18 protein-coding genes are annotated in these 23,104 nt (G+C 71.5%); 4 read left to right on the top strand and 14 right to left on the bottom strand.

From position 1 onward, the window contains the following. Positions 1 to 60: 60 nt before the first annotated feature. The 8 genes from AB0N04_RS15270 to arc all read right to left on the bottom strand — a co-directional run bounded on the left by AB0N04_RS15270 (position 61) and on the right by arc (position 9,926). The gene (locus AB0N04_RS15270; protein ID WP_360208611.1) at positions 61 to 1,377 is read right to left on the bottom strand and encodes an FKBP-type peptidyl-prolyl cis-trans isomerase; all 1,317 of its coding nucleotides are present in this window, start codon (positions 1,375 to 1,377) and stop codon (positions 61 to 63) included. A gap of 261 nt (positions 1,378 to 1,638) precedes the next feature. Further along, positions 1,639 to 2,628, bottom strand: coding sequence for an FKBP-type peptidyl-prolyl cis-trans isomerase (locus tag AB0N04_RS15265; protein ID WP_360208609.1), 990 nt, complete (start codon positions 2,626 to 2,628; stop codon positions 1,639 to 1,641). A gap of 122 nt (positions 2,629 to 2,750) precedes the next feature. After that, positions 2,751 to 4,112 (bottom strand): Pup--protein ligase, encoded by a 1,362-nt coding sequence (gene pafA, locus AB0N04_RS15260; protein WP_360208606.1) that lies wholly within the window; start codon positions 4,110 to 4,112, stop codon positions 2,751 to 2,753. Positions 4,113 to 4,233: 121 nt separating this feature from the next. Beyond that, positions 4,234 to 4,989 (bottom strand): proteasome subunit alpha, encoded by a 756-nt coding sequence (gene prcA / locus AB0N04_RS15255; RefSeq protein ID WP_360208603.1) that lies wholly within the window; start codon positions 4,987 to 4,989, stop codon positions 4,234 to 4,236. Positions 4,990 to 5,017: 28 nt separating this feature from the next. Next, positions 5,018 to 5,860, bottom strand: coding sequence for a proteasome subunit beta (gene prcB, locus AB0N04_RS15250; protein WP_360208600.1), 843 nt, complete (start codon positions 5,858 to 5,860; stop codon positions 5,018 to 5,020). Positions 5,861 to 6,025: 165 nt separating this feature from the next. Beyond that, positions 6,026 to 6,244: a ubiquitin-like protein Pup gene (locus AB0N04_RS15245; protein ID WP_360208597.1), complete on the bottom strand. Its 219-nt coding sequence runs from the start codon at positions 6,242 to 6,244 to the stop codon at positions 6,026 to 6,028. Between the two features lie 174 nt (positions 6,245 to 6,418). Further along, positions 6,419 to 7,930: a depupylase/deamidase Dop gene (gene dop / locus AB0N04_RS15240; protein WP_360208594.1), complete on the bottom strand. Its 1,512-nt coding sequence runs from the start codon at positions 7,928 to 7,930 to the stop codon at positions 6,419 to 6,421. A gap of 229 nt (positions 7,931 to 8,159) precedes the next feature. Then, positions 8,160 to 9,926, bottom strand: a complete 1,767-nt coding sequence (arc, locus tag AB0N04_RS15235; RefSeq protein ID WP_360208591.1) for a proteasome ATPase — start codon at positions 9,924 to 9,926, stop codon at positions 8,160 to 8,162. A 283-nt stretch (positions 9,927 to 10,209) separates the two neighbouring features. Here arc and AB0N04_RS15230 point away from each other — a divergent pair, with 283 nt between their 5' ends. Then, complete coding sequence (locus tag AB0N04_RS15230; protein ID WP_360208588.1) at positions 10,210 to 10,512, top strand: ferredoxin; 303 nt, start codon at positions 10,210 to 10,212, stop codon at positions 10,510 to 10,512. Between the two features lie 25 nt (positions 10,513 to 10,537). On the opposite strand, the gene AB0N04_RS15225 is transcribed toward AB0N04_RS15230, so the two are convergent. From AB0N04_RS15225 to AB0N04_RS15215, 3 genes are all read right to left on the bottom strand, one after another. Then, positions 10,538 to 11,146, bottom strand: coding sequence for a hypothetical protein (locus AB0N04_RS15225; protein WP_360208585.1), 609 nt, complete (start codon positions 11,144 to 11,146; stop codon positions 10,538 to 10,540). A 137-nt stretch (positions 11,147 to 11,283) separates the two neighbouring features. Then, positions 11,284 to 12,240: a tRNA (adenine-N1)-methyltransferase gene (locus AB0N04_RS15220; protein ID WP_360208583.1), complete on the bottom strand. Its 957-nt coding sequence runs from the start codon at positions 12,238 to 12,240 to the stop codon at positions 11,284 to 11,286. 82 nt (positions 12,241 to 12,322) lie between these two features. Continuing rightward, positions 12,323 to 13,549 carry a site-2 protease family protein gene (locus AB0N04_RS15215; RefSeq protein ID WP_360208580.1) on the bottom strand — a complete coding sequence of 409 codons (1,227 nt, stop codon included), beginning with the start codon at positions 13,547 to 13,549 and terminating at the stop codon, positions 12,323 to 12,325. A gap of 168 nt (positions 13,550 to 13,717) precedes the next feature. On the opposite strand from AB0N04_RS15215, the gene AB0N04_RS15210 reads away from it, so the two are divergent. Then, a complete protein-coding gene (locus tag AB0N04_RS15210; protein ID WP_360208578.1) occupies positions 13,718 to 14,626 on the top strand; it encodes a RecB family exonuclease in 909 nt (302 codons plus the stop codon). Beyond that, complete coding sequence (locus AB0N04_RS15205; RefSeq protein WP_063346919.1) at positions 14,627 to 15,298, top strand: response regulator transcription factor; 672 nt, start codon at positions 14,627 to 14,629, stop codon at positions 15,296 to 15,298. Positions 15,299 to 15,403: 105 nt separating this feature from the next. Here AB0N04_RS15205 and AB0N04_RS15200 read toward each other — a convergent pair whose 3' ends face one another. From AB0N04_RS15200 to metH, 3 genes are all read right to left on the bottom strand, one after another. Beyond that, the gene (locus tag AB0N04_RS15200; RefSeq protein WP_360208574.1) at positions 15,404 to 17,020 is read right to left on the bottom strand and encodes an ABC transporter substrate-binding protein; all 1,617 of its coding nucleotides are present in this window, start codon (positions 17,018 to 17,020) and stop codon (positions 15,404 to 15,406) included. Positions 17,021 to 17,376: 356 nt separating this feature from the next. Beyond that, the gene (locus AB0N04_RS15195) at positions 17,377 to 18,081 is read right to left on the bottom strand and encodes an HAD family phosphatase (RefSeq protein ID WP_360208572.1); all 705 of its coding nucleotides are present in this window, start codon (positions 18,079 to 18,081) and stop codon (positions 17,377 to 17,379) included. Positions 18,082 to 18,232: 151 nt separating this feature from the next. Next, positions 18,233 to 21,742 (bottom strand): methionine synthase, encoded by a 3,510-nt coding sequence (metH, locus tag AB0N04_RS15190; RefSeq protein WP_360208569.1) that lies wholly within the window; start codon positions 21,740 to 21,742, stop codon positions 18,233 to 18,235. A gap of 142 nt (positions 21,743 to 21,884) precedes the next feature. On the opposite strand from metH, the gene AB0N04_RS15185 reads away from it, so the two are divergent. Beyond that, entirely contained in the window at positions 21,885 to 22,976 is a 1,092-nt protein-coding gene (locus AB0N04_RS15185; protein WP_360208567.1) for a hypothetical protein, read from the top strand. Positions 22,977 to 23,104: the final 128 nt, after the last annotated feature.

Below are 23,104 nucleotides of genomic sequence, written 5' to 3'. Positions count from 1 at the left end.
GGTCCGGCCACGCGGCCGGACCCGAAGGTCACACGCACACCATTGTCACCCGAAAGTGGATCAGCCCTGACCCGCGTCGAGGATGTCGACCACGAAGACCAGCGGCGCGTTGGCCGGGATGTCGCCCTGGCCCTTGTCGCCGTAGGCCAGCGCGGCCGGGATCACCAGCTCGACCCGGCTGCCGACGGTCTGGCCGACCAGGCCCTGGTCCCAGCCCTGGATGACCTGTCCGCCGCCGACCGGGAAGGAGAACGCCTGGCCCTTGCTGAGCGAGGAGTCGAACATCTTGCCGTCCTTGAACAGCGCGCCGGTGTACTGGACGACGACCTTCTCGCCCTTCTCCACCTTCGGCCCGGTGCCCTTGATCAGCACGTGCGTCTTCAGCTCGGTCGGGTCGGCCGCGCCGGCCACCGGAGTGATGTCCGCAGGCTTCTTGCCGTTGTCCTTGACCTGCGGGAAGTCCGCCGGCGGCGGCGTCACGGTGCCGCTCACCACGGCGTCCGGCGCGTTGGCGTTGCGGATGTCGATCACGAAGATCAGGTCGTCCTTGGGCCCGATCGACATGTCGGACTTGCCCTGGGAGCCGAACGCGGCGGCCGGCGGGGCCACCACGAGGATCCGGCTGCCGGCCTTCTTCCCGAGCACGGCCTGGTCCAGCGCCGGGATCAGCGCGTCGGTGCCGGCCTGGAAGATCTGCTGCTTGCCGTTGTTGTCGTACGAGCTCGGGATGTCCTTGCCCGTGTTCCAGTCCTTGGCGGTGTAGTCCACCGAGGTCCAGGAGTTCTTGTCCACCTTGGCGCCGGTGCCCTCGGACAGCACCTTGACCACGAAGGAGCCGTCGGAGGCCTCGCCGGGCACCTGGATGTCGGCCTTCTTGCCGAAGTCACCGGTGATCGTCGGCAGCACCTTGGCGCTGTCCTTGATCGGCGGCACCGGGTCGGCGGTCGGCGTGGGAGGCGCGCTCTGGGCCGCGTCCGGCTTGGCCGCGGTGTCCGACTTGGAGCCGCCGTCCTTGTTCACCATGTAGAGCGTCACGGCGCTGCCGGCCAGCAGCACGGCCAGCACGGTGCCGAGGATCACGCCCAGGCGGCCCACGCCGGGCGGGTTCTCGTCGTACCCGGCCTCCGAGGTGTCACCCCGGCGCACCGTGGAGGCGAAGATCTGCGGGGTGTCGTCGGTCTTCGTCCCGCCCGTGGCGCGCGGCCTGTCGCCGGGCTGCGCCCAGCCGGCCTGCTGCTTCAGGATCGACGGCGGGACGACGATCGACTCGCCGTCCCCCGGAAGCGGGCCGCCGGGGCGCGAGGCGGCCGGGTCACCCGCAGAGCTGTCGTTCGCCGCGGTGCCGGCCCCGCCCGGGCTCGGCGTCTTCTCAGTCATGACTCCCCATCCATCTCGCCACGAGGTCTTCCAGGTCTGCTCCCGGCGTCGTGAGCGCCGGTGTGCCGCCGCACCGTCCGCCCCGGACCTCGGCGCCGGGCGGCACCTGCCACAGTGCGAGGGCAGTATGACAGCTCAGGATGAGGGCGGACGCTTCGGTGTACGAGCGTCCGCCCAAGCGTACGGAATCCTGCGGGGGACTTCCTAGCGCGTCTCTGACAATTCCCGCCGGGCGTGCGACGCGAATGGTTCAGACACGCCCTAAACCGCTTCCAGGATGTCGATCACGAAGACCAGCGTGGAGTTCGCCGGCACCGAGCCCTGCGCCTGGTCCTTGTAGCCGAGCGCGGGCGGCACCACGAGTTCGACCCGGCTGCCGACGGTCTGGCCGACCAGCCCCTTGTCCCAGCCCTCGATGACGCTGCCGGTACCGATCTGCACGGCCTGGGCGCCGCCGTGGGTCCAGGAGGAGTCGAACTGCTGGCCGTTGCTCCAGAGCACCCCGGTGTACTGCACCACCAGCGTCTGCCCGCTCTTGACCTGCTTGCCCTCACCCTTGATCAGCACCGCCTGCTGCAGGTCGGTGGGCGGCGCCTGCCCGGCCGGGACGGTGATCGTCACCGGGGCCTTGCCGTTGTCCTTGACCTGCGGGAGGGTCGCCGGCGGCTGGGTCATGGCGCCGGACAGCGTGGAGTCCTGCGGCAGGCTCTCCATGATGTCCAGCACGAACACCACGGTGTCGTTCTTGTCGACGCCGAGCTGGGTGCTGCCCTGGTCGCCGAAGGCCGCCGCCGGCGGGGCCACCACCAGCAGCCTGCTGCCGACCTTCTTGCCGATCACGCTCTGGTCGAACGCCGGCACCAGCTGCCCGCTGCCCGCCTGGTACAGCTGCGGCTTGCCGCCCGGGTCGTAGGAACTGGGCAGGTCCTTGCCGGTCGTCCAGTCCTTGGCCGTGTAGTTGACCGTCACCCAGTCGCCCTTGTTGACCGTCGACCGCTCGCCCTCGCTGACCGTGTTCACCACGAACTGGCCGCTGGGCTGCTGCCCCTCGGGGATGGTGATGGTGGCCTTGCTGCCGAACCCGCCGCCGGACAGGGTGGGCATCGGGGAGGCCTCGGTCACCGGCGCCGGCACGGTGGGCGGCGCACTGGCCGCGGACGGCGACGCCGGGCCGGCCGCCTTGGGCGAGCTGCTGCAGGCGACGGCCAGCAGCAGCGGCAGGGTGAGAAGCAAACCGGCGGTGCGGCGCACGGTGGTCCTTACTGTCGATCGAGGTCGGCCCTGACTCGACGGACAGCGTATGCCCGGACGGTGTCCGGCCCCGGTAGACACCACCACCGGGGCCGGACACCGCCCTGATCACGACCCGGGGGCTACATCCCGGCGATCAGCTTCTCGACGCGCTCGTCCACCGAGCGGAACGGGTCCTTGCAGAGCACCGTGCGCTGCGCCTGGTCGTTCAGCTTCAGGTGCACCCAGTCCACCGTGAAGTCCCGGCGCTGCTCCTGCGCCCGGCGGATGAAGTCCCCGCGCAGCCGGGCCCGGGTGGTCTGCGGCGGGATCGACTTGGCCTCGAAGGTCTTGAGGTCGGTGGTCACCCGCTGCGCCTGGCCCTTGCCCTGGAGCAGGTAGAAGAGGCCGCGACGGCGGTGGATGTCGTGGTAGGCGAGGTCGATCTGGGCCACCCGCGGGTTGGACATGCTCATCTGGTGCTTCTCGCGGTAGCGCTCGATGAGCTTGTACTTCATGATCCAGTCGATCTCGGTGGCCACCCCGTCCAGGTTCTCCGTCCGAACGGCCTCCAGGGTGCGGCCCCACAGGTCGAGGACGCGCGCGATGGTGCCGGTGTTGATGCCCTTGCGGTCGGCGAACTCCAGCGCCTTGCTGTAGTACTCCTCCTGGATGTCCAGCGCGCTGGCCTCCCGGCCGTTGGCGAGCCGCACCTGGTGGGTGCCGGTGAGGTCGTGGCTGACCTCGCGGATCGCCCGGATCGGGTTCTCCAGGGTGAGGTCGCGCATCACCACGCCCGCCTCGATCAGCCGGAGCACCAGGTCGGTGGCGCCGACCTTGAGCAGCGTCGTGGTCTCGGACATGTTGGAGTCGCCGACGATCACGTGCAGCCGGCGGTAGCGCTCGGCGTCCGCGTGCGGCTCGTCGCGGGTGTTGATGATGGGGCGGGAGCGGGTGGTGGCGGAGCTGACCCCCTCCCAGATGTGCTCGGCCCGCTGGCTGACGCAGTAGACCGCGCCGCGCGGGGTCTGCAGCACCTTGCCCGCGCCGCAGATCAGCTGGCGGGTCACCAGGAACGGGATGAGCACGTCGGCCAGCCGGGAGAACTCGCCGTGCCGGGCCACCAGGTAGTTCTCGTGGCAGCCGTAGGAGTTGCCGGCCGAGTCGGTGTTGTTCTTGAAGAGGTAGACGTCCCCCGCGATGCCCTCCTCGTGCAGCCGGCGCTCGGCGTCGACGAGCAGGCCCTCGAGGATCCGCTCGCCCGCCTTGTCGTGCGTCACCAGCTCGGTCACGTCGTCGCACTCGGGGGTGGCGTACTCGGGGTGGGAACCGACGTCCAGGTACAGCCGGGCGCCGTTGCGCAGGAAGACGTTGCTGCTGCGCCCCCAGGAGACGACCCGGCGGAACAGGTACCTCGCCACCTCGTCCGGCGACAGCCGTCGCTGCCCGCGGAACGTGCAGGTCACGCCGTACTCGTTCTCCAGCCCGAAGATCCGGCGGTCCATGAGCACTCCATTCTGTGTCGGAGCTGTCCGAAACCGCCTCCACGGCGGCCGGGCCGCCGCAGGGGCACCGGAGCCCCGTACGGCCTCCGTCCGGCCGCCGTACGGGACTCCGCAGGCACTGCTACTCCGGCGCGGTGTCCGCCGGGTCGTCCTCGTCGTCCGACTCCGCGGACTGGTCCCCGTCGAGCAGCCGGCCGAGCTGGCCGCCCAGGATGCGCTTGAACTTGCGCTGCTGGAACCGCTGGCGGTCGAGGACCGCGACCTCCAGCTGTTCCGGGGTCAGGGTGCGCGGGCTGCCGCCGTTGGGGTCGCGGGCGAGCGAGTCCACGGCCGCCCGGACCACCTCGGTGAGGCTCATCCCGGCGCGGTGGCGCTGGCCCAGGTAGTTGCCGATCGAGTCGGCGTTGCCGCCGACCACGACGTAGTTCTTCTCGTCGACGATCGAGCCGTCCGGGGTGAGGCGGTAGATCTGGTCCTCGTCCGGGGTCCGGCCGACCTCGGCCACGACCAGTTCGACCTCGTACGGCTTCTCGCCGACCGAGGAGAAGATGGTGCCGAGGGTCTGGGCGTAGACGTTGGCCAGGCCCCGGGCGGTGACGTCGGCCCGGTCGTAGGAGTAGCCGCGCAGGTCGGCGTAGCGGACGCCGCCGATGCGCAGGTTCTCGAACTCGTTGTAGCGGCCGACCGCCGCGAAGGCGATCTTGTCGTAGATCTCGGAGACCTTGTGGAGCGCCCTGGAGGTGTTCTCGGCGACGAAGACGATGCCGTCGGCGTAGGTGAGCACGACCACGCTGCGGCCGCGCGCGATGCCCTTGCGGGCGTACTCCGCGCGGTCCGCCATGGCCTGCTGGGGCGAGACGTAGAACGGTGTCGACACCGGCGGTCGTCCCTTTCCTGAGAGGTGGCTAGAGCAGCGGGGCCTGCGGGCCGTTGGGGTGCGAGAGGCGCTGGTCGGTGATCGAGACGGCGATCGCGGAGACCTCCGGCTCGGTGAGGCGGCGGAAGCCGTCCTCGGTGATCAGCGAGACGATCGGGAAGATCTTGCGGGCGAGGTCGGGGCCGCCGGTGGCGGAGTCGTCGTCGGCCGCGTCGTAGAGCGCCTGGACGACCAGCGTCGAGGCCTGCTCGGCCGTCAGGCCCTCCCGGTAGAGCTTCTTCATCGCGCCCCGGGCGAACACCGAGCCGGAGCCGGTGGCCGCGAAGCCGCGCTCCTCGGAGCGCCCGCCGGTGACGTCGTACCCGAAGATCCGGCCGCGGCGGAGGTCCAGGTCGTAGCCGGCGAACATCGGGACGACGGCGAGGCCCTGCATCGCCATGCCCAGGTTGCCCCGGATCATGGTGGTCAGCCGGTTGGCCTTGCCCTCCAGGGAGAGCGTGGCGCCCTCGATCTTCTCGTAGTGCTCCAGCTCCAGCTGGAACAGCCGGACCATCTCGACCGCGAGGCCGGCGGTGCCGGCGATGCCGACCGCGCTGTACTCGTCGGCGGGGAACACCTTCTCGATGTCGCGCTGGGCGATCACGTTGCCCATGGTGGCGCGGCGGTCACCGGCGATCACCACGCCGCCGTCGAAGATCGCGGCCACGATCGTCGTCCCGTGCGGGGCCTCGACGACGGAGCCCTCGGGGAGCCCCCGGTGGCCGGGGAGCAGCTCCGGCCGGTGCTCGGAGAGGAAGTCGAGGAACGACGACGACCCCGGGGTCAGGAAGGCAGCCGGTAGACGCCCGGTGCCACGAGTGTTGGCTTCCACACGATTCCTTCCAGGTGGGTTGAAGCGCGCGCTGCCCGCACCCTACCCGCCCGACGATCACTGTCCAGGCGGGCCGGGGGCCGGTGCCGGGCGGCCGGGCGGACATCGCCGCCCGGCCGCCCTCGACGGTCGCGACCGTGAATTCCCGATGACCGGGGGGACGGGCTATTGCCCGCCCTTCTGAACGAATCCCCGGACGAAATCCTCGGCATTGGATTCGAGGACCTCGTCGATTTCGTCCAGCACCGCGTCGACGTCGTCGCTCAGCTTTTCCTGGCGCTCCTTGAGGTCGTCGGAATTCTGGGTTTCCGCGGCCTGCTCCTCGACCTCCTCGGAAGAGCGGTTCGCCCGCTGCTGGCCGCCGCCGGTGTCCTTGGTCGCCATTTCCCTCACCCCGCTCGATTCGTCTGGCACGGTTCGGTCGGTGCTTGCTGCACCGACCCTATACACAAGGTGCGACAACCGCTCCCGGTTTGCCGGTGGCGCTTCCTGTCCGACACCCGCTGTCACCCCGGATGATTCCCATTCGGCGGGCGTTCACCCGTGGTGATCGAAAAGTTACCCGCCGGCCAGGACGCGGAGCAGGTCCTCCGCGGTCCGGCAGCGGTCGAGCAGTTCCTTGACGTGGTTGCGGGTACCCCGCAGCGGCTCCAGGGTGGGCACCCGCTGCAGCGAGTCCCGGCCGGGCAGGTCGAAGATCACCGAGTCCCAGGAGGCGGCCGCGACGTGGTCCGCGTACTGCTCGAGGCAGCGGCCGCGGAAGTACGCCCTGGTGTCCTCCGGGGGCTTGGAGACGGCCCGCTCGACCTCGTCCTCGGTGAGCAGCCGCTCGAACCGGCCGCGGGCCACCAGACGGTTGTAGAGGCCCTTCTCGGCCCGCACGTCGCTGTACTGGAGGTCGACCAGGTGCAGCCGCGGGTTGTCCCACTCCAGGGCGTCGCGGCTGCGGTAGCCCTCCAGGATCTCCCGCTTGGCGATCCAGTCCAGCTGCCTGGACAGCGACATCGGGTCGCGCTCCAGCCGGCCCAGGACGTCCTCCCAGCGGGCCAGCACGTCCACGGTCTGCTCGTCGGCATCGGTGCCGAAGCGGTCCTCGACGTACTTGCGGGCCAGCTCGAAGTACTCGAGCTGGAGCTGGACGGCGGTGAGTTTGCGCCCGTTGCGCAGGGTGATCAGGTGCTTGAGCGTCGGGTCGTGGGAGACCCGGTGCAGGGTGCGCACCGGCTGGTCGACGGCGAGGTCGGAGGCGATGAAGGAGTCCTCGATCATCGAGAGGACCAGTGAGGTGGTGCCCAGCTTGAGGTAGGTGGAGATCTCCGAGAGGTTGGCGTCCCCGATGATCACGTGCAGCCGGCGGTACTTCTCGGCGTCGGCGTGCGGCTCGTCGCGGGTGTTGATGATCGGGCGCTTGAGGGTGGTCTCCAGCCCGACCTCGACCTCGAAGTAGTCGGCCCGCTGGCTGATCTGGAAGCCGTGCGCCGAGCCGTCCTGGTGGAGGCCCACCCGGCCGGCGCCGGTGACCACCTGGCGGGAGACGAAGAACGGGGTGAGGTGGCGGACGATGTCGGCGAACGGCGTCGCCCGCTTCATCAGGTAGTTCTCGTGGGTGCCGTAGGAGGCGCCCTTGTTGTCGGTGTTGTTCTTGTACAGGTGGATGTTCTGCCCGTTGGGCAGCTCCAGCGCGCGCTGCGCGGCGGCGGCCATGATCCGCTCGCCCGCCTTGTCCCAGAGCACGGCGTCGCGCGGGTTGGTGACCTCGGGCGAGCTGTACTCGGGGTGCGCGTGGTCCACGTAGAACCGGGCCCCGTTGGTGAGGATGACGTTGGCGAGACCGATGTCCTCGTCGGTCAGCTGGCTGGCGTCCGCCACCTCGCGCGCGAGGTCGAAGCCCCGGGCGTCGCGCAGCGGGTTCTCCTCCTCGAAGTCCCAGCGGGCCCGCCGCGCCCGGTGCATCGCCGCCGCGTACGCGTTGACGATCTGGGACGAGGTGAGCATGGCGTTGGCGTTGGGGTGCCCGGGCACGGAGATCCCGTACTCGGTCTCGATGCCCATCACGCGCCGTACGGTCATGCGGCCCTCCTTGCCCGGTGCCCCGCCCCCCACGGGCGGCGCACGCCGACGTACCGCTGAAACAACACCGGCGCCGGCGTTCTGCCCGCGAACGGTGGGTCGAGCCTAGAACCCGGCACCGACGGGCGGGCCCCGAGACGCGCCGTCCGGCTGCGGGGCCGCGAGGCGCCACAGCCGGACGGGTGCGTGCTGTACCGGGGACCGCCGGGGCGGCCCGGTCACCGCGCGCCTACAGGTACTGGCCCGTGTTGGCGACGGTGTCGATCGAGCGGCCGGACTCGGCGCCCTGCTTCCCGGTGACCAGCGTGCGGATGAAGACGATCCGCTCGCCCTTCTTGCCGGAGATGCGGGCCCAGTCGTCCGGGTTGGTGGTGTTCGGCAGGTCCTCGTTCTCCTTGAACTCGTCCACGCAGGCGGCGAGCAGGTGGGAGACGCGCAGACCGCGCTGACCGTGGTCGAGGAAGTCCTTGATGGCCATCTTCTTCGCGCGGTCGACGATGTTCTGGATCATCGCGCCGGAGTTGAAGTCCTTGAAGTACAGGACCTCCTTGTCACCGTTGGCGTAGGTGACCTCCAGGAACCGGTTCTCCTCGGTCTCGGAGTACATCCGCTCCACGACCGACTGGATCATCGCGGCCACCGTCGCCCCCAGGGAGCCGTCGTGCTCCTTGACGTCGTCCGGGTGGAACGGCAGCGACTCCTTGAGGTACTTGGAGAAGATGTCCTTGGCGGCCTCGGCGTCCGGGCGCTCGATCTTGATCTTGACGTCCAGGCGGCCGGGCCGCAGGATCGCCGGGTCGATCATGTCCTCGCGGTTCGAGGCGCCGATGACGATGACGTTCTCGAGCCCCTCCACGCCGTCGATCTCGGCGAGCAGCTGCGGGACGATGGTGTTCTCCACGTCCGAGCTGACGCCGGAACCGCGGGTGCGGAACAGCGACTCCATCTCGTCGAAGAAGACGATGACGGGCGTGCCCTCACTCGCCTTCTCCCGGGCCCGCTGGAAGACCAGGCGGATCTGCCGCTCGGTCTCGCCCACGTACTTGTTGAGCAGCTCGGGGCCCTTGATGTTGAGGAAGTAGCTCTTCCCCTGGGGGCGCCCGGTGACCTCGGCGACCTTCTTGGCCAGCGAGTTGGCCACCGCCTTGGCGATCAGCGTCTTGCCGCAGCCGGGCGGGCCGTAGAGCAGCACGCCCTTGGGCGGGCGCAGCTCGTACTCCTTGAAGAGGTCGGCGTGCAGGTACGGCAGCTCGACCGCGTCGCGGATCAGCTCGATCTGGTTGCTCAGGCCGCCGATCTGGCGGTAGTCGATGTCCGGGACCTCCTCGAGGACCAGCTCCTCGACCTCGGCCTTCGGCACGACCTCGTACACGTAGCCGGAGCGGGGCTCCAGCAGGAGGGCGTCCCCCGCCCTGATGGTGGTCTCGCGCAGCGGCTCGGCGAGCCGCACCACCCGCTCCTCGTCGGTGTGGCCGATGACCAGGGCGCGCTCGCCGTCCTCGAGGATCTCCTTGAGGGTGACGATCTCGCCGATGCGCTCGAAGGCCATCGCGTCCACGATGTTGAGGGCCTCGTTGAGCATCACCTCCTGGCCGCGCCGCAGTTCGTCGAGGGCGACGTTCGGGCTGACGTTCACGCGGAGCTTGCGCCCGCCGGTGAAGATGTCGGCGGTGCCGTCCTCGTTGGCCTCGAGGAAGGTGCCGAACCCGGCCGGGGGCTGTGCCAGCCGGTCCACTTCCTCCTTGAGGGCCACGATCTGGTCGCGGGCCTCGCGCAGGGTGGAGGCGAGCCGTTCGTTCTGGGCGGTCACGCCGGCCAGGTTGGTCTGGAGCTCGACGATCCGCTCTTCGAGGATCCTCGAATTGCGCGGCGAGTCGGCGAGCTTGCGGCGCAACACGGCGATTTCCTGCTCGAGGTACGAGAGCTGAGCGGTCTCGTCGGAACCACGAGCGGGCCTGCCGGTGCTGCGGTTGTAGTCGTCATCGTGGGCTGCCACGGTCCTCACCTCCTCCGGGGAGCTGGACGCTTCCAGACCCTACCTGGGACCAGGGGTCCGTAAACCCCTAGATCAAGAAAGATGGAACGGGCGTGTCCGATCTTCGCCCCAGCGTGCTTCCCCTCTGCTAAGGAGATACCCACCGCGCACCACCCAAAGCGGGCCAGATGTATCGTCGAGCGAAGTGATATCCGATCGCGACCGCGGCACCGGGTCCGATCGTTGTACGAATGGCGGGATTGCCCGGAAATAGGGCGACCCGGGACAGAAACGGCAGGGAACCATGTCGGAGACCGAGCAGACGGCGGCGGCCGAGCAGCTGGAGGTGTGGATCGACCAGGACCTGTGCACCGGCGACGGCATCTGCGTGCAGTACGCGCCGGAGGTCTTCGAGCTCGACATCGACGGCCTGGCGTACGTGAAGGGGCCGGACGACGAGCTCCGCCAGCAGCCCGGGGACAGCGCCCCGGTGCCGCTGACGCTCCTTCAGGACGTGGTGGACTCGGCGAAGGACTGCCCCGGCGACTGCATCCACGTGCGCCGGGCGTCCGACCTGGTCGAGGTGTACGGGCCGGACGCGGAGTAGCGCCCGGGGCGGGCGCGCGCCCGCATCAGGTCAGACTCACCGGGGCGGCGGTCTGGGAGCGTTCCCAGCCGCCGCCCTTGCGCGTCCAGGTGAGGTCGAGTGAGATGTCGGGGCGGAAGCGCGGCACGTCCTCGCTCGAATACCCCTGCGCGTGGCCGGTGATGGCGCCGTCGGACCGCAACGCCAGCCGGCCGACGGTGAGGTTCTCGCGCTCGGAGAGCAGGGTGCTCACCACCACCGGGCGGTCGCCCGGGCCGAAGCCGAGCAGGTAGACGGCGTCCGGCGGGGTGCCGTTGGCCGCGTCGCAGTGCGCGGCGACGACGGTGCCGGGGCGGCCGTCACCGAGCACGGCGGGCATGCTGAGCACCGCCTTCACCGGGAAGGGGCCGCAGTCGAGCGGCAGTTGGGCCGCGGCCGGGTCGGGGGCGGCGCTCGCGCCGAGTGCCCTGGGGGCGCCGTGGAGGGGCACCGGGCTGCCCGAGGCCGGCCCGGCCGCGAGCCCGGCGGCCACCACCGCGCCGCAGCCGGCCAGGGCCAGCGCCCAGTGCCAGGGGGCGGTTCGCGCGTGCCCGGGCCGGCTGCCGCCCCGCGGTGTCGTCTGCTCTCCAGCCGTCGTCCCGACCGCGGTCTCCACCAGGCGTCCCCTCCAGTGGTCTGTGTGAGCGAGCATCGTCCCACACGGGGCGGGCCGGCGGAGGGCTCGGGTGTACGGAGACGGCGAAGGGGTGGTACGCGTTTCGCGCACCACCCCTTCGCGGGTCGGTCGTCGGTTCAGCCGAGGTCGGGCTGCCCGGCCTCGGCGCGGGCGGCGGCACGGGCCGCGGCGCGCTCCTGGAGGGTCGGCTCGGGGGAGCCGTTGTCGTAGTCCTCGCCGTACGCGCCCTTGGCCGGGCGGCGGCGGCGCAGCGGCGGCTCGACGCCGTCGGCGAGCCGGCGGGCGGTGAGCAGGAAGCCGGTGTGGCCGATCATCCGGTGGTCCGGGCGGACGGCCAGGCCCTCCAGGTGCCAGGTGCGGACCATGGTCTCCCAGGCCTGCGGCTCGGTGAAGGTGCCGTGCTCGCGCAGCGCCTCGACGGTCTTGGACATCTGCGTGGTGGTGGCCACGTAGCAGCAGATGAGGCCGCCGGGGACGAGCGCCTTGGACGCGACGTCCAGGCACTCCCAGGGGGCGAGCATGTCGAGGATGACGCGGTCGACGTCGGTCTCGACCAGGTTGTCCTGGAGGTCGCCGACGGTGAGCTTCCACGCCGGGTGCGGCCCGCCGAAGTAGCGCTCGACGTTGCCCTTGGCGATGTCGGCGAAGTCCTGGCGGCGCTCGTACGAGGCCAGCATGCCGGTGTCGCCGACGGCGCGCAGCAGGTAGCTGGAGAGCGCTCCGGAGCCGACGCCGGCCTCGACGACGCGGGCGCCGGCGAAGATGTCGGCCATCGCCAGGATCTGCCCCGCGTCCTTGGGGTAGATCACGGCGGCGCCGCGGGGCATGGACAGGACGTAGTCGGGGAGCAGGGGGCGCAGCGCGAGGTACGGGACGTTCCCCGTGGTGCGCACGACCGTGCCCTCGGGGGCGCCGATCAGCTCGTCGTGCGGGAACGCACCCTTGTGGGTGTGGAACTGGTTCCCGGCCTGGAGCGTGAACGTGTAGTGGCGGCCCTTGGGGTCGGTCAGCTGGACCTGGTCCCCGACCTGGAAGGGCCCGCGTCGGCGGGTGGCACCGGTCGGTTCGGACATGCCGACAATCCTAAGGGAAGCGGACGGCCCCGCCCGACCGGGGTGATCACCGGCGGCCTCCGGGGCGTGGCGCCGGGCGCCGTCAGCGCCCCGTGACGGCCGCGGTCAGGCGCTGCTCGATGTCGGTGAGCGCGACGACCCCGTAGACCCGGCCATCCGCCTCGACCACCAGGTACTCGCCGGACGGGGTGGCCTGGACGGCGCGCAGCAGGTCCTCGCCGCCGAGGTCGGCGTCCAGCCGCAGCCCGGGTTCGAGGTCGCGGGCGAGCGGGCCGACGGCGACCCACGGGCGGCGGTGCTCGGGCACCGCGCGGACGGCGGACTCCCGGACGACGGCGATCGGCTCGCCCCGCCCGTCCACCACGACCACCGCACCGGCCTGGGCCTCCCGGGCGCGGCGCAGCGCCTCGCCGAGCGGGGTGTCGGCGGTGACCTCGACGACGCGGCGGGCGAGGTCGCGCAGCCGCAGCCCCGGCAGCACCTCCTTGAGCCGGGCGTTGCGCAGACTGGCGGTGGCGCCGTTCCAGATGATCGCGGCGAGGACGGCGGCCAGCACCGCGTCCACCAGGGTGTCGGTGGTGCTGCGCTCGATCCCGCGGGCGGAGCTGACCAGCGGCAGCCCGATCAGCACGGCGACGGCCAGCCCCCGGCCGACCCAGGCGGCCGCGACCGTGCCGGTCATCGCCCGGCCGCTGACCGCCCAGACGACGGCCCGCAGCATCCGGCCGCCGTCCAGCGGCAGGCCCGGCAGCAGGTTGAAGGCCGCGACGACCAGGTTGGAGACCATCAGGCCGGCGAGCAGCACCCCCGGCACGGTGGAGGCGTCCACGGCCCGCAGCGCGAGGTAGAAGACGCCGCCGAGCGCCAGGGAGAGCAGCGGCCCGACGAAGGCCAGCCAGAACTCCCGCCAGGGGCTCTCGGCCTCGTTCTCGATCTCCGACACCCCGCCGAAGAACTGCAGCTGGATCCGGCGCACACCGAGGCGGTAGCGCAGTGCGACCAGCGTGTGGGCGAGCTCGTGCACCAGGACGGAGGCGTAGAACGCCACCGCGAAGGTGAAGGCGAGCAGGTATCGGGGCGCGCCGCCGAGGTCCGGCAGGACGTCCCCGAGCTGGCCGCCGAACACCCAGGTGATCAGGGCGGCGATGACGAACCAGGAGGGCGTGACGTAGACGGGCACGCCGAAGGGGCGGCCCATCAGGATGCCGCCGCCGCGCTCGGGCGGCTGGGGCGGGCGCCCGGCCCCGCGGCCGTCGTCGTCGCCGTGCGGTGGCTGGTCGGAGGTCTGCTGCCCCCTGCTGTCGCTCACCGTGATCCCTTCGGTCGTCTGCCCCGTCGTGCCCCGGTGCGCCCACGCTACGTGATCTCGGCCGCCCGGAGCCGTGCGCCCCTCTGTCGGTGTTCATACCCACTGCGCCGGGCGGTGTGGCAGCCCGGTGGCAGCGGGATGACAGCGAAGGGCAATAGGGTCGGGGGCATGCAGCAGACCGACACCACCAGCGCCGCCGGGGCACCGGCGCGCCCGGCGGCGCCCCCGACCGGCCTGTCCCCGTCCCGTGCGGGGGACTTCCTCACCTGTCCCCTGCTGTACCGGCTGCGGGTGATCGACCGGCTGCCCGAGCCGCCCAGCGCGGCGGCGACCCGGGGCACCCTGGTGCACGCGGTGCTGGAGCGGCTGTTCGACAGCCCGGCGGGCGAGCGGACCCCGGAGCGGGCCCTGGGCCTGCTGCGCCCGCAGTGGGAGCGGCTGCTCGGCGAGCGCCCGGAGCTGGCCTCGCTCTTCCCGGGGGATCCGGACGGCGCGGCGCTCACCCGCTGGCTGGCGGACGCCGAGAAGCTGGTCGGGCAGTGGTTCCGGCTGGAGGACCCGACCCGGCTGCACCCGGTGGAGCGCGAGCTGTACGTGGAGACGGCACTGGAGTCGGGGCTGCTGCTGCGCGGCTACATCGACCGGGTGGACGTCGCCCCGACCGGCGAGGTCCGCCTGGTGGACTACAAGACCGGCCGGGCGCCCTCGCGGGACTTCGAGGGCAAGGCGATGTTCCAGATGAAGTTCTACGCGCTGGTGGTGTGGCGCTGGAAGGGCGTGATCCCCAGGCGCCTCCAGCTGGTCTACCTGGGCGGCGGCGGGGACGTGGTCAGCTACGACCCGGACGAGGCCGACCTGCTCGCGGTGGAGCGCAAGCTGCTGGCGCTCTGGGAGCGGATCACCCTCGCGGTGGCGACCGGGGACTTCCCCGCGACCCGCAACCGCCTCTGCGACTGGTGCGACCACCAGGCCAGCTGTCCGGAGTTCGGCGGCACTCCCCCGCCGTACCCGCTGCCGCTGGCCCGTACGTCTGACGAAGACGATCCCACGGGGGATCCGATGAGCAAGGAGTCCTAGGTGACGATCCGAGTGTTGCTGGTCGACGACCAGCCGCTGCTTCGCACCGGTTTCCGGATGATCCTGGAGGCCGAGTCCGACCTGGTGGTGGTCGGTGAGGCCGGCGACGGTCAGCAGGCGCTGGACCAGGTCCGCGCGCTGCAGCCCGACGTGGTGCTGATGGACATCCGGATGCCCAGGATGGACGGCGTGGAGGCCACCCGCCGGATCGCCGGCCCGGGCCGGGACGGCCCGGCCAAGGTCCTGGTGCTGACCACCTTCGACCTGGACGAGTACGTGGTGGAGGCGCTGCGCGCGGGCGCCAGCGGGTTCCTGCTGAAGGACGTCCCGGCGGAGGAGCTGGTCCAGGCGATCCGGGTGGTGGCGGACGGCGCGGCGATGCTGGCGCCGAGCATCACCCGGCGGCTGCTGGACATGTACGCCACCAAGCTGCCCTCCGGCGAGGAGGCGCCGCCGCAGGCGCTGAGCGCGCTGACCGAGCGCGAGCTCGAGGTGCTGAAGCTGGTGGCCCGCGGGCTGTCGAACGCGGAGATCGCGGCCGAGCTGTTCGTCAGCGAGACCACGGTGAAGACGCATGTGGGCCACGTGCTGACCAAGCTCCAGCTGCGCGACCGGGTGCAGGCGGCGGTGTACGCCTACGAGAGCGGGCTGGTGCGTCCGGGCGCCCTCTGAGGCCGGTACGACGGTGGCCCGTCCGCCTCCCCCGGGTCCGGGAGGAGGTGGACGGGCCACCGTCGTGCGGAGGGGGTCCCGGTCGCCCGGTGCCGCCCCCGTCGGCTACTTGCCGCCGACCCGGCCGATGTCCCAGAAGCGGAACACGCCGGTGGTGTCGACGGTCGACTCGACACCGGTGATGTACGAGCGGGCCGCGTAGAAGGCCTTGTTCTGGAACAGCGGGATGAGCGGCACGTTCTCGGCGGCTATCTGCTGGATCTGGGCGTAGCCGGAGGCCGCGGCGCTGCGGTCGGCCTGCTTCACGCCGTCCGGCACCAGGCGCTGGCTGATCCGCGGGTCGTCCCAGCCGGTGTGGTACGCGCCGCCCTGGACGAGCAGCGGGGCGATGTAGTTGTCGGCGTCCGGGTAGTCGGCGAACCAGCCGACGATGTACGCCTGGTACTTGCCGTCCGCCCAGCCCTTCTTGAAGGCGTCCCAGTCGGCCTCCTGCTGGACCGTCACCTGGAAGAGGCCGCCGGCCTCCAGCTGCTTCTTGAGCATCTCGGGCTCGGCGCTCTCGGCCCGCGAGCGCGACCAGGTGAGGCTGATCTTGACCGGGGTCTGGACCTTGGCGTCGGTGAGGATCTTCTTGGCCTTGGCCACGTCCTGGTCGCCGTAGCGGTCGAAGTAGGCGGTGGTGTGGCCGACCACGCCGGCCGGGACCAGCGCGTACAGCGGCTGGACGGTGCGGGCGAAGACGTCGCGGGCGAGCGCCTTGCGGTCGAGCAGCTGCGCGGCGGCCTGACGGACGGCGACGTTGCCGGTGACCGGGTCCTTGGTGTTGAAGACCATCGAGCGGGTGTCGTTGCTGTCGCCCTCGACGACCTGCAGGTCGGTCTTGCCGCCCTGCTGGTCGGCGTGGATCTGGGCGGCGGTGTTCGGCTCGAGGCTGTTGTCGGTGAGGTCGACGTCGCCCTTGTCGAGCGCGGTCTTCAGGTCCGCGGCCTTGTCGTAGTACCGCACGGTGAACTTGCTGTTCCGCAGCTTGGCGTCGCCGTTGTACTTGTCGTTGGGCACCAGGACGACCTTGCCCAGCTGCTTGCCGGCGTCGCCGCTGCCCAGGGCCGCGAGCGAGTCGACGCGGTACGGGCCGGAGCCGACCACCTTGTCGTTGGAGAGCGCCTTGTCGGCGGGGAACACCTGGTGGTCGACGATGGCGCCGGCCGGGCTGGCCAGCTTGGCCGGCAGGGTGGCGTCCGGGGCGGTGAGGTGGAAGATCACCTCGTTGTCGCCCTTGGCCTCGACGCTCTTGATCGAGGTGAGCAGGTCGGACGGGCCGTTCTCGTCGCTGATCTTCTTGGTGCGCTCGATCGAGAACACCACGTCGGCGGCGGTCAGCGGGTGGCCGTTGGAGAACTTCAGGCCGGGCCGCAGCGTGCAGTGGTACTGGGCGGCGTCGCCGCTGGTGAACTCGCAGGACTGGGCGGCGTCCGGCGAGGGCGCGCTGGAGGCGGCCGGGAAGGCGAGCAGCGACTGGAAGGTGTTGCGCAGCACCAGCCAGGAGCCGGAGTCGTAGGCGATGGCCGGGTCCAGCGAGCTGGTGAGCTGGCTGGTGCCCATGGTGACCGACTTGCCGCTGTCCCCCTTGACGGCGTCGGTGACCGATCCGCAGCCGGCCACCGTCACGGCGACCAGACCGGCGCAGCCGAGTGCTGCCAGGCGTTCAGCTGAAGTTCTCACGGGGCGCGTCCTTCTGGGTGCGGTCCGGCGGGGGCCGGTGGCCCGCGCCGAGGACGCCCCAGGGTGCGGGGGCGCGTGCGCGGACCGGGCGCCCGGACGACCGCGCGCAGGACGGGGTTGCCCGTCGTCGGCGGCGGCAGGGCGCGTGGGGAGGGGAACGAACCCGAGTAGCGTGCCATATCGAACACGCACGACCGATACCCGTGCAGATGACGTTTGGGACACGGCGGTTGAGGGCAGCGCGTTGCACCCGACGAGTTGTCAGGCAATGCCCGATTTCTCCCCGGGCCACCGCCGCCGACAGCCGGGCGGGAGTGCTTACCCGCGAGTAGCCCCACCCTGCAATGAGATGACAATCACACTCGCGAGGCCACCAGCGAGCGGAGCAGTTCAAGATCGACCCGCTCCAGCGAGGGCAGCACCAGCCGGCCGGGAGCCGGCTCGATCGGCGCCACCGAGGGCACCGCGATCACCGGGCAGCCGGCCGCCTCGGCCGCCCGCACCCCGGTCGGCGCGTCCTCGACCACCACGCAGCGGGCCGGCTCCGCGCCCAGCCGGCGGGCCGCCTCCAGGTACGGGTCCGGGTGCGGCTTGGTGCGCGGCACCTCGTCCCCGGCGACCGTGAAGGCGAAGTGCCGCTCCCCGAGCGAGCGCAGCACGATGTCGACCACGTGCCGGTGCGAGGCGGTCACCAGCACCGCCGGGATCCCGTGCGCGGCAAGGGTGTTGAGGAGCCGCTCGGCGCCCGGCATGAGTGGCACGCCGCCGGCCAGCAGGTCGACGAAGCGCTGGTTGATCAGTACGGTGAGGTCGGCCGGCGCGAGGTCCACCCCGGTGGTGCCGACCAGGTAGTCGATCACCCGGGTCATCGGCCCGCCGACCACCTGGGCCCGGTCCTGCTCGGTCAGCGCGTGGCCCAGCTCGGCGAAGAGCGTGACCTCGGCCTGCCACCAGAAGTCCTCGGTGTCCACCAGCGTCCCGTCCATGTCCAGCAGCACCGCCTGCAGGCCGCGGCCGTCCCCGTGGTCGAGGACCCGGGCGGCGGTGGAGATGGTGGTCATGGTGGGAGTCCTTCCGTCGGTCCCCCGGGGCCGCCGGGCGGCCCCTGGGGATGGCACGGGCCGGCCCGCTGGTGAGCGGACCGGCCCGTTCAGGATCATCAAGGATACGCCCGGTCCGCCCGGAGGGAGCGAACGCGGCGGGGCGTTCGGGTTACCGGGCGTTGAAGTACTTCGCCTCCGGGTGGTGGATCACGATCGCGTCGGTGGACTGCTCCGGGTGCAGCTGGAACTCCTCGGAGAGCACCACGCCGATCCGCTCGGGCTTGAGCAGCTCGGCGATCTTGGCGCGGTCCTCCAGCTCGGGGCAGGCCCCGTAGCCGAGCGAGAAGCGGGCGCCCCGGTACTTGAGGGCGAACATGTCCTTGACGTCCTGCGGGTCCTCGCCGGAGAAGCCCAGCTCGTAGCGGACCCGGGCGTGCCAGAACTCGGCCAGCGCCTCGGCCAGCTGCACGGAGAGGCCGTGCAGCTCCAGGTAGTCGCGGTAGGAGTTCTCGGCGAACAGCTCGTTGGCCGCCTCCGAGATCCGGTTGCCCATGGTGACCACCTGCAGGCCGACCACGTCCCGCGCCCCGGACTCCTCCGGGCGGAAGAAGTCCGCCAGGCAGAGCCTGCGCCCGCGCCGCTGGCGGGGGAAGGTGAAGCGGGTCCGCTCGGTGCCGTCCTCGTGGAAGACGATCAGGTCGTCGCCCTTGGAGTTCGCCGGGTAGTAGCCGTAGACCACGGCCGCCTCCAGCCAGCCCTCGGTCTGCAGCCGGTCCAGCCACATCCGCAGCCGCGGCCGGCCCTCGGTCTCCACCAGCTCCTCGTAGGAGGGGCCGTCGCCGCTGCGGGCCGCCTTCAGGCCCCACTGGCCCTTGAACAGCGCGTCCTCGTCCAGCCAGGAGGCGTAGTCGGCGAACGGCACGCCCTTGACGATCCGGTCGCCCCAGAACGGCGGGACGGGCACGGTGTTGTCGACGGTGACGTCCGAGCGGACCTGGCCGAGGTTGACCTCCGGCTCCTCCTCCACCTCGACCCGGGCGTGCCGGCGCTGCTTGAGCTCCGGCAGGGTCGCGCCCGGCACCCCGCGCTTGACCGCGATCAGCGCGTCCATCAGCCGCAGGCCCTCGAAGGCGTCCCGGGCGTAGCGGACCTCGCCCTCGTAGATCTCGTGCAGGTCCTGCTCGACGTAGGCGCGGGTCAGGGCGGCACCGCCCAGGATCACCGGGTAGCTCGCGGCCAGCTTGCGCTGGTTGAGCTCCTCCAGGTTCTCCTTCATGATCACGGTGGACTTCACCAGCAGGCCGGACATCCCGATGACGTCCGCCTTGTGCTCCTGCGCGGCGTCCAGGATCGCCGAGACCGGCTGCTTGATGCCCAGGTTGACCACGTTGTAGCCGTTGTTGGACAGGATGATGTCGACCAGGTTCTTGCCGATGTCGTGGACGTCGCCCTTGACGGTGGCCAGCACGATGGTGCCCTTGCCCTCGCTGTCGGACTTCTCCATGTGCGGCTCCAGGTGGGCCACCGCGGTCTTCATCACCTCGGCGGACTGGAGCACGAACGGCAGCTGCATCTGGCCGGAGCCGAAGAGCTCGCCGACCACCTTCATGCCGGCCAGCAGGGTCTCGTTGATGATCTCCAGCGCGGGGCGCCCGGCCAGCGCCTCGTCCAGGTCGGCCTCCAGGCCGTTGCGCTCGCCGTCGATGATCCGGCGCTGCAGCCGCTCGTCCAGCGGCAGCGCGGCCAGCTCCTCCGCCTTGGAGGCCTTGACCGAGGCCGAGGAGACCCCCTCGAACAGCTCCAGCAGCCGCTGCAGCGGGTCGTAGCCGTCCCGGCGGCGGTCGTAGACCAGGTCGAGGGCGGCCTCGCGCTGGTCCTCGGGGATCCGGGAGATCGGCAGGATCTTGGAGGCGTGCACGATCGCCGAGTCCAGACCGGCCTCCACGCACTCGTGCAGGAAGACCGAGTTCAGCACCACGCGCGCGGCCGGGTTGAGGCCGAAGGAGATGTTGGACAGGCCCAGGGTGGTCTGCACGGCCGGGTGGCGGCGCTTGAGCTCGCGGATCGCCTCGATGGTCTCGATGCCGTCCCGGCGGGACTCCTCCTGGCCGGTGGCCAGGGTGAAGGTCAGGCAGTCGACCAGGATCGAGCCCTCGTCCACGCCGTAGTCGGCGGTCAGCTCGGCGATCAGCCGCTCGGCGATCTCGACCTTGGTGCCGGCGGTGCGGGCCTGGCCCTCCTCGTCGATGGTCAGCGCGATCAGGCCGGCGCCGTGCTCGCGGGCCAGCGAGGCGATCCGGCCGAAGCGGGAGTCCGGGGCGTTTCCGTCCTCGTAGTTGACCGAGTTGAGCACCGCGCGGCCGCCGAGCGCCTCCAGACCGGCCCGCAGCACGTCCGGCTCGGTGGAGTCCAGCACGATCGGCAGGGTGGAGGCGGTGGCCAGCCGGCCGGCGATCTCCCGCATGTCGGCGACGCCGTCGCGGCCGACGTAGTCGACGCACAGGTCCAGCAGGTGGGAGCCGTCCCGGATCTGCTCGCGGGCGATCTCCACGCAGGCCTGCCAGTCGCCGGCCAGCATCGACTCGCGGAACTTCTTCGAGCCGTTGGCGTTGGTGCGCTCGCCGATCGCCAGGTACGAGGTGTCCTGGCGGAACGGCACCGCCTGGTACAGCGAGGCCGCCGAGGGCTCCGGCTGCGGGGTGCGCGGCGAGATCGGGCGGCCCTGCACCCGCTCGACCACCTGGCGCAGGTGCTCGGGCGTGGTGCCGCAGCAGCCGCCGACCAGCGAGAGGCCGTACTCCCGGGTGAACACGTCGTGCGCGTCGGCCAGTTCGGCCGGGGAGAGCGGGTAGTGGGCGCCGTCCTTGCCGAGCACCGGCAGGCCCGCGTTCGGCATGCAGGACAGGCCGATCCGGGCGTTCTTGGCCAGGTAGCGCAGGTGCTCGCTCATCTCGGCCGGGCCGGTGGCGCAGTTGAGGCCGATGTAGTCGACGCCGAGCGGCTCCAGGGCCGTCAGCGCGGCGCCGATCTCGGAGCCGAGCAGCATGGTGCCGGTGGTCTCCACCGTCACCTGGACCAGCACCGGCAGGTCCAGCCCGGCCTCGGCGAGGGCGCGCTTGGAGCCGAGGATGGCGGCCTTGGTCTGCAGCAGGTCCTGGCTGGTCTCGACCAGCAGCGCGTCGGCGCCGCCGGCGATCAGGCCGGCCGCGTTCTGCTGGAAGCCGTCGCGCAGCGTCCCGTACGGGGCGTGGCCGAGGGTCGGCAGCTTGGTGCCGGGGCCGATCGAGCCGAGCACCCAGCGGGTGCGGCCGTCGACGGCGGAGTGGGCGTCGGCCACCTCGCGGGCGATCCGGGCACCGGCCTCGGACAGCTCGAAGATGCGCTCCGGGATGTCGTACTCGCCCAGCGCGGAGAAGTTGGCGCCGAAGGTGTTGGTCTCGACGCAGTCCACGCCCACCGCGAAGTAGGCCTCGTGGACGGAGCGGACGATGTCGGGCCGGGTGAGGTTGAGGACCTCGTTGCAGCCCTCCAGGTTCTGGAAGTCCTCCAGCGTCGGGTCCTGCGCCTGGAGCATGGTGCCCATCGCACCGTCGGCGACCACCACGCGGGTGGCGAGCGCCTCACGCAACGCGTTCGCGCGGCTCTGCTGAGTGATGGACGGGTCGGCTGCAGTGGCCATGGGGCTTCTCCCTGGTGCGACGGCTGTCGGCTTTGCGTCCCGCTGACTCGGGCACGCACCTGGCCAGGGTATCCGCCTCTCGCCCCGGCCTGCGGTGGCATTCCGTATCCTGAGCGTTCGACCGCAAGGGGGGAGCAACCGCGTGGCCCGATTCCGGACCCGCGCGCGGCAGGTCGGCGGGGCCCTGGCGGCCCCCTGGCGAGCGCTGCGCGACCGCTGGCGAGCCTGGTCCCGGTGGCGCCGGGCCCTGCTGGTGCTGGCCCTGGCCGCGGCCGTACCGGTCGCCGCACTGGGCTCGTTGTTCGTCGCGATCCGGTTGCACTACACGGGTGAACCGGCACCCGAAGCGCGCACCCGGGGGCGGGACGCCGTCTGGCTCGGGCACGCCTGGGTGGACGGCCGCAAGACCGACGCGGACGTCGCCGCACTGGTCCGGCGGCTGGCCGGCACCGGCGTGCACGACCTGTACGTCCACACCGGCCCGCTGGAGCACGACGGCTCGCTGCCGCCGTCCGCCCACCCCGCGGCCCGCTGGTTCACCGGGGCGGTGCACACCGCGCTGCCGGAGATCCGGCTGCAGGGCTGGCTGGGCGACGAGGTGAAGCCGGAGAAGGACGCCCTGGACCTGGACGACGCCCCCACCCGGGACCGCGTCACCGCGTCCGCCCGGCAGGTGCTAGACCTCGGCTTCGACGGCGTGCACTTCGACATGGAACCGATCCGGCCCGGTACGGCCGGCTGGCTGACGCTGCTCGACCAGGTCCACCCGGTGACGGCCGCCCGCGGCGCCCGGCTGTCCGTGGCCGCGCCGCAGATCGACCCGGTGCCGGGGCTGCACACCGCGGGCATCCTGCTCAGCGGCCACGGCAAGTGGTGGGACCGCGCGTACTTCGCCGAGACGGCCCGCCGGGTCGACCAGATCGCCGTGATGACGTACGACTCCTCGATGCCGACCGAGCCGCTGTTCGGGGGCTACGCCGCGCTGCAGACCGAGCTGGCGCTGGAGGCCACCCCGCCGGACGTCGACCTGCTGATGGGCCTGCCGTTCTTCTGGGACGACAAGTGGGGCCACTGGGGTGACGCCGAGACCGTCTCCGCCGCCGTCCGCGGGGTGCGGCTGGGGCTGAGCCGCGAGGACCCGGAGCGGCGGAACTTCGGCGTCGCGCTGTACGTGGACTTCGCCGCCACCCCCGAGCACTGGGCCGCCTACCGGCGCGGGTGGGTCGAGGTCTGAGCCGCGGCCGGCGGTGCCGGGCCCCGAGCACGGCCTAGGGCGTGTCTTTCGGATCACGTCGGATCAGCGGGCGTCGTTGGGGTGCGTGCATCGGCGGCGCCGAGGAGGGAGTCCATGCGGAGCATCGG

It is taken from the genome of Kitasatospora sp. NPDC051702, from assembly GCF_040681575.1.
GTDB lineage: Bacteria > Actinomycetota > Actinomycetes > Streptomycetales > Streptomycetaceae > Kitasatospora.
This window is presented reverse-complemented; position numbering and strand designations above follow the sequence as displayed.